The following is a 13,126-nucleotide window of genomic DNA, read 5'->3' as shown; positions in this document are numbered from 1 at the left end:
GTTATGTTTTTGAAGGAACAATATGAACACCATTTTTACTATAATGTATTATGCCTTTACTGGTGGGTAACATTTTACCTGTAGTTGGATCAGAGTATGTGCCAATAACTTCACCAAAATCTACACGCTCTCTATACCCAGGCTGTAATTTTTGATAATTATTAGCTGGTTGCCCTTTACCTGCAAATTTATTAACTAATTGCTGTGGGTTTGGGTGAGTAAAGGCGCTACGCCCTGGTATAAAATTATTGTGTCCTGCTTGGTGCTTACCTTGCTTCGCTGATTCTATCTTCAAATGAGACTGCGAAACTTTGACAGGCTTTTTCACAGGATTCTGAAGAGTTGGTTCCAAAACTCTCTTCATTTGCTGAGTAACTGCATCTCCTGTCTTGCCAGATGCTCTCCTCGCCTCAGGACTAAGTTTTTCAATTATCTGTATTAATTCAGCAATTTCCTTCCTGAGTTTCAGAATTCTTTTGCCATTACGAGCAGCTTTTATCGGTTTGCCAGCTGCATCACCCAGATAAGGAACCATCGAGATGAGAGATAATCCAGCACCAACATAATCACCTCTGGCGATGCTGATTGCTGCACCCACGCCATCAGAAATCGGTGTTGGGTCAGCTAAACCAGCTAAATCGGCTGCTGTTTGCGCTAATTCTAAACCCAGTTCGCCGTTAAGTCTTTTTAGAGCTTGTTGTGCCTCCTGTAATGTCATGCTGCCCGGTTTGGGCTTGGGCATCATTTGGACTATTTGAGGATTTTGACTGGAAATTTCTTTAGCTGGAAGCGGGGTAGGTGATTGCTTTGTCAGTGAAAATTCATTCTGATTGTTATTGTTTAATGCAGATTTTGGACTTTGCTCTTCAAGGGTTTTAGCTTGAAGGGTATGAGTTGGTTGATTTAAAAGTGATGGCTTAAATAGGTTTTTATTGAAACCAGCTATTTGTGCTTTAGCCTGAATTATTCCTGTATCTTTTTTCTCTTCTTTTTCGGCTTCACACTCTGAGCAAGCACGCTGAATACCTATCTCTGCATTGGTAGGGTTTGTTGTCTCCGTTTGAGGCTCGATATCTTGTTGCGGCTCAACTGTATCACCATTATCTCCCGGCTCGCTCAGACGCTGGATTTCAACAGCTTCATTTGATACTTCGTCAGCTTTCTCGAATGGCTCCAATGTTGTATTTTGGGCTGGGGATAAATCTGTGTTGGCTTGAGGCTGAATAGCAACAGGATTTGATGAGACTGGCTCTTGCTGATACATATCCCCAGGCTGAAGACGGGTAAGCTTCATCTGAATTCTTGGTGTCCTAGCTGGAGGGCCAGGTCTCTATTTTGAGCTATCTATAAAGCCACTTTTATACTGATTTGGCTCTTCCTTTTGAGTCTGTTCTTCTGGCGTTTGGTCTTGTTGGGGCGCTACTTCTTCAGTTTTTGGCTGAACGACAAAGCCGCGCGGTGCAAACTGACTAGGTACTGCTTTGTCAGAGGAATTGGCAGATTTCTTGGAAGTTCTGTGTTGCCCGCTATACATTTACCCAATCCTCGAAGTCCAAGTTTTTACAAGTTATTGCCAGATATCAGTTTTGATGATTTCCGCCTTTCACCCAACTTACTAGCACCAACAACTACAAGCTAACTACAACGGCAGCAAGTGTTTAAACTTATAGTTCTCTGCTGCTGACTCACTCAGTTGCTTCAACAGCTTTATAGAAAATATTTTTTAGTCTTGTCGCTCAGTATATACTCTATGTTGTTTTTTTATATTTTTCTCTGAGTAAAAGAAAAAAAGCTTGATTTTGTAAGTCAATAATCAATGTGATTTTTATAGAGACAGCTGCCCCTCTGGGGTAGCTTGTATGCATTCTTATGTTGAAACAACGGCTTGTGGATTCAAATAATTATCCATCTGCATATCGTGTTGCTTCCAGATTTCATCCTCAGACGCTGGTACTGGTTTTGGTTCAAGATTTACAGACTTTGAATGCTCCTTGGCAATGCGATCTGCACCAAAGCACTCTGCGCTGCTGTTAGGCTGACTGCTGATAGCTGAGTGCTAAAAAGAATTACGCCAAGTTTAAGAAAACAAGCTCGACCCTTGTGAAGTGATAACGTGGGTAATTAGTTGCCCTGAAGGGCACATATTATGAAAAGTTTTTCATCTTCCCTTGGTAAGAGTAAACAAAATAAAGTAGCTCGTTTGGCGGCCTCTGTGGTAGCGACATTAGCACTAGCCGGCGGTATTAATTCGGCAGTTGCTACTGTAAAAATACCTACTGTAAAAGAAGTTTCTGCGGCATCAGTCCAACCGGCTCAAATCAAACCCACCACTACCCAGTTAGCCAGCAGCCGGACTCAATATCAAGCAATGGGAATCGAGCCGTTTACGCTAATTCCTATTGTGTTAGTAGGTGGTTTCGTCATCTTTGTCCCCCTGTTCTTTGGTGGACTGGTGGTTATCAGTGAACGTGAAGTCGGCATTGTGGTGAGAAAATTCACCCTTTCCGGGCGCGGACTCCCTGCCGGAAGGTTAATTGCCCTCGACGGTGAGGCAGGCTTGCAGGCAGATACTCTAGCACCTGGTTGGCATTGGGGTTATTGGCCTTGGCAGTATTCGGTGCGAAAAGAGCAGGTAGTTGTTGTCCCCCAAGGTGAAATTGCTTTGATTGTGGCAGCAGATGGCGCATCCAACCCACCGGAGCGCATTTTAGGTAAAGTCGTTGATTGTGACAACTTCCAAGATGCCCGGAAATTCCTCACCCACGGCGGGGAAAAAGGTCGGCAAATGGGTTTTCTCACAGCAGGTACATACCGCATCAACACCGCCCTGTTTAAAGTCATCCTGGCGTCAAATGCCTCCACTCAGGGGATGAATCCAGAACAGTTGCGGGTGTACAATTTGGCATCTGACAAAGTAGGCATCGTCACCACCCTGGATGGTTTACCCATTACCGCTGGTGAACTCGCAGGGCCAATAATTGAGAAACACGATAACTTTCAGAATGGTCAGAAATTTATTAACGGTGGTGGAAGACGGGGTTTGCAAGAGCAGACTTTACTTTCTGGTTCTTGGAACTTGAATCCTTGGTTTGTCCAGGTTGAACAAGTGCCGATGACAGAAATTCCGATTGGGTATGTGGGTGTGGTGATTTCCTTCGTTGGTAAGGCTAATCAAGATGTCAGCGGTGCAGCTTTCACCCACGGTAATTTGGTGAATCAGGGACATAAGGGTGTGTGGGTAGAACCTCTGTATCCTGGTAAGCATCCGATTAATTCCCGGATTATGAAGATTGAATTGGTGCCAACGACCAACATCGTTTTAAACTGGTCTGGTCGCACCGAACGCCACAGCTATGATGCTAAATTAGCATCCCTAACTGTGCGATCGCGCGATGGGTTCGCTTTCGATTTGGAAGTGGCGCAAATTATCCACGTTGGCGCTTTAGATGCCCCGAAGGTAATTTCCCGCGTTGGTGTGATGCAAAATTTGGTAGACCATGTATTAGAACCGACCATCGGCAACTATTTCCGCAACTCCGCTCAAGACTATACTGTATTAGACTTTCTCACTGCCCGGAGTGAGCGACAAGCTGAAGCGGCTGATTATATTAAAACAGCACTGCGGGCTTATGACGTGCAAGCGATTGATACCCTCATCGGTGATATTCAGCCGCCAGCGACGCTAATGCAAACACAGACAGACCGGAAAATTGCCGAAGAAGAACGCAAAACTTATGAAGTCCAGCAGATGGCGCAGACTCAACGCCAGCAACTTGTCCGGGAGACAGCCCTGGCTAATATTCAGCAAGAAATGGTGAAATCTGAGCAGAGTGTGCAGATTGCTGACTTGAAAGCCCAAGCGCAAATTAAGCAAGCAAACGGGGAAGCAGAATCAACAAAAATGCGGGCAATTGCCGAAGCTGAAGGTATTCGCGCCACAGGTAACGCCAAAGCCGAAACCTACCGTACTGGTGTGGAAGCTTTGGGAACTCAAGGTTACACAGCAATGCAGTTGATGCAAATTATCGGTGATGGTCATGTCCGCTTAATTCCCGATATCCTTGTTGGTGGCAGCAACGGCAGCACTAACGGCTTGGTGGATGGGCTGCTGTCGATGATTTTGTGGAATCAAAATCAAACGGGTAAGCCGAGTGAAGGCACACCCACGCCTTTGCACCCAGAACCTGTAGTTAATAAAATACAAGCGATGGCTTCGCCCGCCAAAGGCATCGCCCAAAATGGTAATCCGCCGATAGTGCTGGAATTACCTAACGATAAGTAACATCCAATTAGGCTCTGGCAGCTAAACGACTGGGAAAATACTGAAGAAACACGACAAAACCGCCCATGTTATAGCTTTTAAGCACCCTTTCAGGTCACGCATGGGCGGTTTTGACGGTCGCTTTTAGTCCCGACGGGAAAATTTTGGCAACGGGTAGCGACGATAACACAATTAAATTCTGGAACGTCAACACCCGTCAGCTAATTAGCACACTCTTAGTCCATTCCTGGTCGGTGGTGGCGGTGGCTTTTACCGCTGATGGTGAAACGCTGATCAGTACGAGTTGGGATCAGACAGTTAAACTTTGGAGGGTCAGCAAAGCCGAAGAAATTACTACTCTAAGGCGGTCATCTAGACTCAGTTTCTGCCGTTGCTGTTAGCCCTGTTGCACAATTGATTGCAAGTGGCAGCAGGGACAAGACCATCAAACTATGGCAACTTGTGGAACAGCAGGGGAGTTAATTAGACAAGAATCAAGCGCTACCTGTAAAGGCAACTTCTGGAAATTTGGATTGTGCTTCGGCCATCGGACGGTTTCTGCCTTCCTCTTGCCAGTAGTTAATCACTTCTGTTGCTTTGTTAAGCAACTCGACGCGATCGAGGTCAGTAATCCAGTGTTTTGACTCTAGCTCTTTTTTTAGCTCTTCCCAGGCATCATTTCTGGGCCAGAAAAAGTACTTTGTCAAAGGACTGGTGCCTTTGCCGACAACTTGATCAACTGCTAGGGCGACGTTTTCGTCTAACCAAAGAATTTTTAAAATGAACTTGGTCAATTACACCTCCGGGAAATATCCGGGCATTACTTAGTAATTTTGCGATCGGCACAAGCGGGGATGGCGACAAATGTGCCTTTTCCGTACACGCTTTGCGATGCCTAGGTTGGGCTATGCCATCGCTTATTTTAACCCAATACTCACCAGATGACGAAATAGTCATTGGGAATTGGTCAATAGTTGACAGTCTACAGCCAAAAAAAGAAAAATAAGCAATCTTAAATTTAACTAATCCATGACTGGACAAACAAGAGCAATCGTTGTTTTCGATATTGATGGCGTTGTGCGTGATGTCAGCGGCTCCTATCGCCGTGCGATCGCCGATACTGTAGAGCATTTTACCGCCCAAGCCCATCGTCCGTCACAGTTAGATATTGATCAACTGAAATCTGAAGGCATTTGGAATAACGATTGGGAAGCCTCCCAAGAATTAATTTACCGCTACTTTCAAACTCAAGGGCAAACCCGCGAACAACTACAACTAGACTACAAAACAATCGTGGCCTTTTTCCAGTCCCGTTACCGAGGCACAGACCCTAACAATTTTACAGGGTATATCTGTGATGAACCCTTACTGCTACAGCCTAGCTATTTAGATCAACTTACCCAAGCTGGGATTTTTTGGGGATTTTTCAGTGGTGCTACTCGTGCTTCTGCTAGATATGTTTTAGAAAAACGCCTCGGCTTGCAGTCTCCAGTATTAATTGCAATGGAAGATGCACCGGGTAAACCTGACCCCACTGGACTCTTCGCCACCATTCGCCAGTTGGAAACTGAACTTGACAAAATCCAAACTATATTCTACGTGGGAGATACTGTAGCAGATATGTACACCGTAGAAAAAGCCAGGGTTTTGGATGATTCTCGTACTTGGATTGGTGTTGGGGTGTTACCACCCCACGTCCAGGAAACAGCCGCACGTCGTGATGCCTATGAATCGTCACTAATCGCAGCTGGAGCAGCGGTGGTTTTTAGCAACGTCCAGGAATTGACTCCTCGGCAAATTCAGGCACTAGAAAGCTGAAACGCCCCATTAATATTTTCTGGGAAATAACCTGTTTCAATAACGACATTTTCACCACAAGTGAAAGAGCCAGTTGAGCTAATGGGTTTTCATTCAGAGCCGGGTACAGTACTGGCTATTTCCATGTAGAACCACAGCAGTTTAGACCAGAACGCTTTCTAGAGCGGCAATTCTCGACCTATGAATTTATGCCTTTTGGCTGTAAAAGTCACTACTGGAGTTTCAAGAACTTATCCAAAGCTGCTACCATGCTGGGAGGCCAACGGCGGATATTTTTCACCCAGTCCATATCTTTATAGCGGCTATCAAGTCCATAGGCGGCTACCCAGTTGCTTTCGGCTTCGCCTTTTTGTCCAGTTACCCAGTAGGCAGCTGTCAAGGCGGCACGCATATCGGCAAACTTGGGATATCTGCGGACGATATTCCGCATCTCGCGGAGAGCTTGGTCTATTTGACCTGTTTCATACAAGGCTAGGGCGTAGTTGGCACGGGCAAAAGCAAAATTTGGGGCGATTTCCGTTGCTTTTTTGTAGTCAGCGATCGCATCCAGCCATTCTCCTAAACCTGCTTTGGCATTGCCGCGATTGTTATAAGCCATTGCATCGTTGGCATCGAGTTCTAAAACATGATTATAATCGGCGATCGCATCAACCCATTTTCCTAAACCCTCCAACGCTGTACCACGGTTTAAATAAGGGTCGGTAACATTGGGAGCTAATTCTATAGCTTTGTTGTAATCCGTCAGTGCTGCTTGCAACTTGTTCTGACTAACACGGGAATTTCCCCGATTACTCCAAGCCCCAGCATTAGCAGGAAATTGCTCAATAATTTCTGTCCAATAGCGTTCGGCTGTGGCAAAGTCCCCCTGATTAGTGGCTGCAAAAGCTCGATTTGCCAACTCATCCCCTTGTTGTAACTGCTCTTGAGAAATACTGGAAGGTTGGGATTGTGCCATAACTGGTCTACCCCAGCCAAACACAAGTAACAGACTGAGAAAAATACCAATTAACTTAATCATTTAGATTTCTGTGGTGTGCAGTCCACAATTAATCATAGGGCATTGGTAATGGGTCATTGGTCATTGATGATGAGAAAAGAGCCATAACCCATAACCCATAACCCATAACCCATAACCCATAACCCAGTTTTTCACAGCAAAGATAATTGCTCATTCGGTGGCTTGAATCCCAAATGCTTATACGCAGCGGTTGTTGCCAACCTACCACGGTGAGTCCGGTTTAAATAACCAATCTGCATCAGGTAAGGTTCATATACTTCTTCAATTGTTTGGGTATCTTCACCTGTGGCGGCGGCGATTGTTTCTAAGCCTACTGGTCCACCATTAAATTGTTCAATCATCACACTCAACATCCGGCGGTCTGTCCAATCTAAACCGCAGGGATCTACTTGAAATAGTTGCAGTGCTTCGGCGGCGACGATTTCGGTAATCTCTCCTAAGCTTTTTACCTCTGCATAATCACGGACTCGCTTTAGTAAGCGATTAGCAATACGTGGCGTGCCTCTAGCACGTCGGGCAATTTCGGCGGCACCATCTTTGCTAACGGGGGTTTGGAGCAATTGAGCGCTTCGCAGTACGATTTGGCTGAGTTCATCAACTTCATAAAATCGCAGTTTTTGAATTAAGCCGAAGCGATCGCGCAATGGTGAACTCAGGGCACCTGCACGAGTTGTGGCACCCACTAAGGTAAACTTGACCAAGGGTATACTTCTGATCCGAGCACTGGAACCCTTGCCGACAGTAATGTCTAAGCGGTAATCCTCCATCGCTGGATAGAGAATTTCTTCAGTCATTCGCGAGAGGCGATGAATTTCATCAACAAATAAAATATCTCCAGCTTTGAGGTTTACCAATAGCCCGACTATATCCCGTGGACGTTCTAGGGCTGGCGCACTAGTTATTTTGTAATTTACCCCCATCTCCGAGGCTAAAATCATCGCCATTGTGGTTTTACCCAACCCTGGCGGGCCATACAACAGCAAATGATCCAGTACTTCACTCCTAGACTTAGCCGCTTTGATGGCAATATCTAGCACATCCTTTAAGTCTTTTTGGCCAATGTAATCGGCAAATCGCTGGGGACGAATACTCTCTTCCTGCTTACCTTGTTCATCTTCTTTAGCTTCGGGCCGCAGCATATCTTCCTGGGGTGCTGCTGTCACCGCAGCACGTCGCTGCTTTGGTTGTCTGTCGTCGGGTTCTGGAGGCTGTTTTTTCGAGGAGATGATCGCCATAACTCAGCTATTGGGGTTTGGGGTTTGGGGTTTGGGTGTTGGGGTTTGGATATTGGGGTTTGGGTATTGGAAAATTTTTCCCCAGTCCCCAGTAAAGAATCCCCATTTACGCCGCAATCACGAGAATAAGCAAGGATGAGAAAATTTTCGGCTGGAAACACGCCAGGCAATTTAGAATTTAAATTCCAGACAATTACCAGGAGTGCAAAATTTATTATGTTATCTAAAAGAATCTTACCGTGCTTGGATGTCAAGGCGGGCAGGGTTGTCAAAGGAGTTAATTTTGTCAACCTGAAAGATGCAGGCGATCCGGTAGAACTAGCTAAGGTCTATAACGAAGCCGGTGCTGATGAGTTAGTGTTTCTAGATATTACGGCGACTCATGAAGACCGGGACACGATTATTGATGTGGTGTACCGCACAGCAGAACAGGTCTTTATTCCGTTAACTGTGGGTGGCGGCATCCAATCCTTAGAAAATGTTAAAGGTTTGTTACGAGCGGGTGCAGACAAGGTTAGTATTAACTCTGCGGCAGTACGCGAACCAGACTTGATTAATCGGGCAAGCGATCGCTTTGGTAATCAGTGCATAGTGATTGCAATTGATGCTAGACGAAGAGTTGATCCTAGTAACCCTGGTTGGGATGTGTATGTGCGTGGCGGCAGAGAGAATACTGGCATTGATGCCTTACTGTGGGCGCAAGAAATGGAGAAGCGGGGAGCTGGAGAACTGTTAGTTACGAGTATGGATGCTGATGGTACTCAAGCAGGTTATGACCTGGAGTTGACAAAGGCGATCGCTGAATTGGTAGAAATTCCTGTTATTGCTTCTGGTGGCGCAGGCAATTGTGAACATATCCACGCTGCTTTGACAGAAGGCAAAGCCGAAGCCGCATTACTCGCATCCTTGTTACATTATGGACAACTCAGCGTAGCGCAGATCAAGAACTTTTTGCGCGATCGCTCTGTACCAGTAAGATTGCCCTGTTGAGCGGAGATGTGTCAACCTCCTACATATATCTCAGGTTAGACACAGTTTTCCAAAAGGGTGTTAATATAAGTTCAAAAGTATGAAGTAATATTAAGAAATATGTTGATTCCTATTTTAGTTTTTGATGTGGCACTAGTGGCCTGGTCGTTGCACCTAATGGAAAAAGCCTACCAGTATAAAGAATTTTCTTTGATGTTGGCTGGTACACTGGTAGCCCTAGCCGCTGCGGCGATGTTGGTAGTATATTTCCTCATGGGGCACTGTATGACTTATTTGTTGCAAGTTTCTTAAGGAAGTGAGCAACTGCACAGGAGCAAAAAAATATAGTTCAGATTTAATTAATAATGACTTGACAAACTAGCACTAATTAAGTAAAAATTAAAGTAGTATTGAACTGTAAGGGGTTATAGCGCAGTTGGTAGCGCACCTCAATGGCATTGAGGGGGTCAGCGGTTCGAATCCGCTTAGCTCCATTTAAAAAATTAAGAATTGTGAGCGGGAGTTTAACTCTACCGTTACAGAAAGCTGTAGTCACATTGCTAGAAGCGATGAAAGTCTGACACAGAAAGTATTTTGATAATTCGCAAGGATATGGGCTGTGCGACATCGCCCCCATAGCATAAGTTGATCATTGGCAACGGTTGACAGTCGGTGGTTTCGGTCGTGAATTTATGCCGAGACACAGAAACCTGGTGAATAATAGAGAAATAAAGCAACAGCGGAGTTAGCTATGTCTGTGCAATTACTAAGACGGAAATTCACAGTTGAGCAATATCACAAAATGGTTGATTCTGGTATTTTCTCAGAAAATGACCGAGTGGAATTAATCAGGGGGGAAATTATTGATATGGCTGCTATTGGTAGAAGACACGCAGGCTGTGTAAATCGACTAGTCAACACCTTGATTCAGCGCTTGGGACAACGCATAATACTAGCTCCCCAAAATCCTGTAGAATTAGACGATACCTCAGAACCCCAGCCAGATGTAGCCTTGTTGCGTCCTCGTGAAGATTTTTATGAAACAGCACATCCCCAAGCAGAAGATATATTTTTGTTAATAGAAGTGGCAGATAGCACAGTTAAATATGACCGAGAAGTGAAAATTTCTCTGTATGCTGAAAACAACATTATTGAAGTTTGGTTAGTCGATGTTAATCAGCAAATTGTAGAAGTTTATCGAGAACCGACAAGCGCGGGATATCAGGATATTCAAAATTTTATTCAAAATCAAACTTTATCAATCAAAGCTTTTCCTGACGTGAATATTACCGTTAATGAAATATTTGGGTTGTGAACTTAATTTTAGCTCGACTTTATCCAAATTAAAGAACCGGATTTCATGTAAATAGAGCACGTGGTAAAAGCACAGAATTGCTGTGCCCTGACTGTACCCTTACGAGAAATGTGGTTCAATATAGATGAAAACTGCTGTAAGTTAATGCCCCCTACAAGGCAGCATTATAATGAAAATTGTTTACGGAAGCGACGTCTCATAGCTGCGCCAAACCCCAGCCCCGTAAATAAACCCAGCATAGTTGTGGGTTCGGGAACTGATTGGATATCGGCGTTCGTTACTACCAAGGTTGATTGGCCAATAGAGTCATCCACATCAACAACGCCAATGCCGATATTGTAATTACCCGCATTGGTGAAGCTGTAGCTGAAAGGAGAGCTTGCTGTTAAAGTAGTGATAATGTTGTTAATCGTCACAAAGGCAACATCAGAGTCAGTTGTCGAGAAATTATAGTTGAAGCTGAAAACATCACCACTATTTACAGCATAGGTTTGCTGGATGGCAGAACCAAAAACTGCATTTGGAATGGCGTTAACTATGGCATTATTCGGAATACTTAAAAACTCTTCGAGAGAACCTGTACCACCACCAGTATCCACGGTTTCAGTGCCTGAATTGATTGTTGCTTGAGTTGGAGAATTAAGAGTGGCATCACCAATTGTGTTCCAAGTAGTTAGGTCAAGAGTGACGGCGTAGCTTGGGTTAGCAAGGGTCAAAGTACCGAGACTTAATAAACTGGCAGTACCGATGGTAAAAAATGAGTGTTTGATGTTAGTAAACATGAAATCCTGATTATTTAAGAATGAAGGTGAATATGTGATGTTTCCGACAACGCACCATCCTAGATTTTTGGTACGTTAGGTAATGTCGATAACGCAGCCTACAACTACAAAGTTCTAGGGCTGGATGTTATTACCGAACACAAAGTTGTTGGGGTCATTCATTTGAGTTGGGGTAACGTTATCCAACTGAAGAAAGTTCTTGAAAATTGCCGTACCAAATGCACCATCGCGGTCAATCTGGAGAACGGTACTGTTAGCTGTACTTCCTTGTACGAACTGCACATAGCCATCAGCAATGGGGTCTGTGCCTTCATAACCAATGCTAGTCAGTAATTGACTGAGGTCAATTTTGTCATCACCAACGCCAAAGTCAGCAATGCGTTGACCTACATCTTTGAGATTGGTGAAAACAAATACATCATTTCCTCTATTGCCTGTGAGAGTTTTAGCACCGGGGCCACCAATAATGATATCGTCCCCAGTAGTACCTGTTAGCGGGTTACGACCGTTGCCTGTGATGGGGGCTTGGTTAGCAGGAACATCGGTAATTGTCAATGTGGCGGCGGGGTCAGCATTCAGCAGCACTGAGACATTGTCGCTGCTAGAGTTCGCCACAGCCAAGTCAGATTTGCCGTCGCCGTTGAAGTCGCCTACGGTGACGGAACCCGGACCAGACCCGACGCTAAAGTTGGTGGCAGGATCAAAACTTGTATTCGCGGCATTGCGTAACAGCACAGAAACGTTGTTGCTGCTAGAGTTCGCCACAACCAAGTCAGATTTGCCGTCGCCGTTGAAGTCGCCTACGGTGACTGAATAGGGATTAGTCCCGACGCTAAAGTTGGTGGCAGGATCAAAACCTGTATTCGCGGCATTGCGTAGCAGCACTGAGACGCTGCCGTTATAGTTCGCCGTCGCTAAGTCAAGCTTGCGGTCGCCGTTGAAGTCGCCTACGGTAATGGAAAAGGGAATATACCCGATGCTAAAGCTGGTGGCAGCATAAAAATCTGTATTCGTGGCATTGCGTAGCCGCACTGAGATGTTGTAGCTGCCAGGGTTGGCCACAGCCAAGTCAAGCTTGCCGTCGCGGTTGAAGTCGCCTGCGATGACAGAACGGGGACTATCACCGATGCTAAAGCTGGTGGCAGCATCAAAACCTGTATTCGCGGCATTGCGTAACAGCACTGAGACGTCTTGGCAGCCAAGTCAGATTTGCCGTCGTCGTTGAAGTCGCCTACGGTGACGGAAATGGGTCTATCCCCGACGCTAAAGTTGGTAGCAGGATCAAAACCTGTATTCGCGGCATTGCGTAGCAGCACTGAGACGTTGTCGCCGTTAAAGTTCGCCACAGCCAAGTCAGATTTGCCGTCGCCGTTGAAGTCGCCTACGGTGACGGAATGAGGATTAGACCCGACGCTCAAGTTGGTTTGGGTTGCAAAACTCACGCTCATAGCGGCTTTTCCTGTTGATTTTTATTAAACATAATAAATACAGTAGCTCTTGGTGCTTACACTCTAATCAAGTAAGTTTTTTGCTACTGTGACGATGATACACCTAAAAAACAGCAAACCTTTTATTTTATGTATGAATGTATTCAATAAATTTACCCTGATAAAGTTACCATGAAATAATGTTTTAAAATTATGCTAATTACACTTATATAAGTATCCTATTGGATTCATGAACTGAAGGAGTAAAGACAGGCAAGAGGCAAGCTGCAAGCGGGTTAAA

12 protein-coding genes, 1 tRNA gene and 2 pseudogenes are annotated in these 13,126 nt (G+C 45.0%); 7 read left to right on the top strand and 8 right to left on the bottom strand.

What is annotated here, in order from left to right:
- Position 1: 1 nt before the first annotated feature.
- Both CYLST_RS32440 and CYLST_RS21265 read right to left on the bottom strand, forming a co-directional pair.
- Positions 2-1,294, bottom strand: coding sequence for a polymorphic toxin type 50 domain-containing protein (locus tag CYLST_RS32440; protein WP_015209806.1), 1,293 nt, complete (start codon positions 1,292-1,294; stop codon positions 2-4).
- A gap of 36 nt (positions 1,295-1,330) precedes the next feature.
- Positions 1,331-1,534 (bottom strand): hypothetical protein, encoded by a 204-nt coding sequence (locus CYLST_RS21265; RefSeq protein ID WP_015209805.1) that lies wholly within the window; start codon positions 1,532-1,534, stop codon positions 1,331-1,333.
- Between the two features lie 612 nt (positions 1,535-2,146).
- Here CYLST_RS21265 and CYLST_RS21260 point away from each other — a divergent pair.
- Together CYLST_RS21260 and CYLST_RS33605 are read left to right on the top strand one after the other, a co-directional pair.
- Positions 2,147-4,282: an SPFH domain-containing protein gene (locus tag CYLST_RS21260; RefSeq protein ID WP_015209804.1), complete on the top strand. Its 2,136-nt coding sequence runs from the start codon at positions 2,147-2,149 to the stop codon at positions 4,280-4,282.
- Between the two features lie 6 nt (positions 4,283-4,288).
- Positions 4,289-4,744: pseudogene (locus CYLST_RS33605) on the top strand (WD40 repeat domain-containing protein); the annotation flags it as partial.
- A gap of 11 nt (positions 4,745-4,755) precedes the next feature.
- Here CYLST_RS33605 and CYLST_RS21255 read toward each other — a convergent pair.
- Positions 4,756-5,055 (bottom strand): 30S ribosomal protein PSRP-3, encoded by a 300-nt coding sequence (locus CYLST_RS21255; protein WP_015209803.1) that lies wholly within the window; start codon positions 5,053-5,055, stop codon positions 4,756-4,758.
- Positions 5,056-5,290: 235 nt separating this feature from the next.
- Here CYLST_RS21255 and CYLST_RS21250 point away from each other — a divergent pair, with 235 nt between their 5' ends.
- Positions 5,291-6,079, top strand: a complete 789-nt coding sequence (locus CYLST_RS21250) for a TIGR01548 family HAD-type hydrolase (RefSeq protein WP_015209802.1) — start codon at positions 5,291-5,293, stop codon at positions 6,077-6,079.
- 211 nt (positions 6,080-6,290) lie between these two features.
- Here CYLST_RS21250 and CYLST_RS21245 read toward each other — a convergent pair whose 3' ends face one another.
- Both CYLST_RS21245 and ruvB read right to left on the bottom strand, forming a co-directional pair.
- A complete protein-coding gene (locus CYLST_RS21245; RefSeq protein ID WP_015209801.1) occupies positions 6,291-7,097 on the bottom strand; it encodes a tetratricopeptide repeat protein in 807 nt (268 codons plus the stop codon).
- Positions 7,098-7,228: 131 nt separating this feature from the next.
- Entirely contained in the window at positions 7,229-8,332 is a 1,104-nt protein-coding gene (gene ruvB, locus CYLST_RS21240; protein ID WP_015209800.1) for a Holliday junction branch migration DNA helicase RuvB, read from the bottom strand.
- Positions 8,333-8,548: 216 nt separating this feature from the next.
- On the opposite strand from ruvB, the gene hisF reads away from it, so the two are divergent.
- The 4 genes from hisF (at position 8,549) to CYLST_RS21220 (ending at position 10,616) form a co-directional block, all read left to right on the top strand.
- Positions 8,549-9,322, top strand: a complete 774-nt coding sequence (hisF, locus tag CYLST_RS21235) for an imidazole glycerol phosphate synthase subunit HisF (protein WP_015209799.1) — start codon at positions 8,549-8,551, stop codon at positions 9,320-9,322.
- Between the two features lie 99 nt (positions 9,323-9,421).
- Entirely contained in the window at positions 9,422-9,613 is a 192-nt protein-coding gene (locus CYLST_RS21230) for a hypothetical protein (RefSeq protein ID WP_015209798.1), read from the top strand.
- Positions 9,614-9,722: 109 nt separating this feature from the next.
- A tRNA-Ala gene (locus CYLST_RS21225) sits at positions 9,723-9,795 on the top strand.
- A gap of 257 nt (positions 9,796-10,052) precedes the next feature.
- Positions 10,053-10,616 carry a Uma2 family endonuclease gene (locus CYLST_RS21220; protein WP_015209797.1) on the top strand — a complete coding sequence of 188 codons (564 nt, stop codon included), beginning with the start codon at positions 10,053-10,055 and terminating at the stop codon, positions 10,614-10,616.
- Positions 10,617-10,780: 164 nt separating this feature from the next.
- On the opposite strand, the gene CYLST_RS21215 is transcribed toward CYLST_RS21220, so the two are convergent.
- The 3 genes and pseudogenes from CYLST_RS21215 to CYLST_RS36845 form a co-directional block, all read right to left on the bottom strand.
- The gene (locus CYLST_RS21215; protein ID WP_015209796.1) at positions 10,781-11,398 is read right to left on the bottom strand and encodes a PEP-CTERM sorting domain-containing protein; all 618 of its coding nucleotides are present in this window, start codon (positions 11,396-11,398) and stop codon (positions 10,781-10,783) included.
- 114 nt (positions 11,399-11,512) lie between these two features.
- Complete coding sequence (locus CYLST_RS35280) at positions 11,513-12,580, bottom strand: FG-GAP-like repeat-containing protein (RefSeq protein ID WP_051056141.1); 1,068 nt, start codon at positions 12,578-12,580, stop codon at positions 11,513-11,515.
- Positions 12,581-12,606: 26 nt separating this feature from the next.
- A pseudogene (locus tag CYLST_RS36845) lies at positions 12,607-12,846 on the bottom strand (FG-GAP repeat domain-containing protein); the annotation flags it as partial.
- Positions 12,847-13,126 lie beyond the last annotated feature (280 nt).

Source organism: Cylindrospermum stagnale PCC 7417, assembly GCF_000317535.1.
Lineage (GTDB): Bacteria > Cyanobacteriota > Cyanobacteriia > Cyanobacteriales > Nostocaceae > Cylindrospermum > Cylindrospermum stagnale.
The sequence above is the reverse complement of the archived record's forward strand: the minus strand, read 5'-3'. Positions and strand labels throughout refer to the sequence as shown.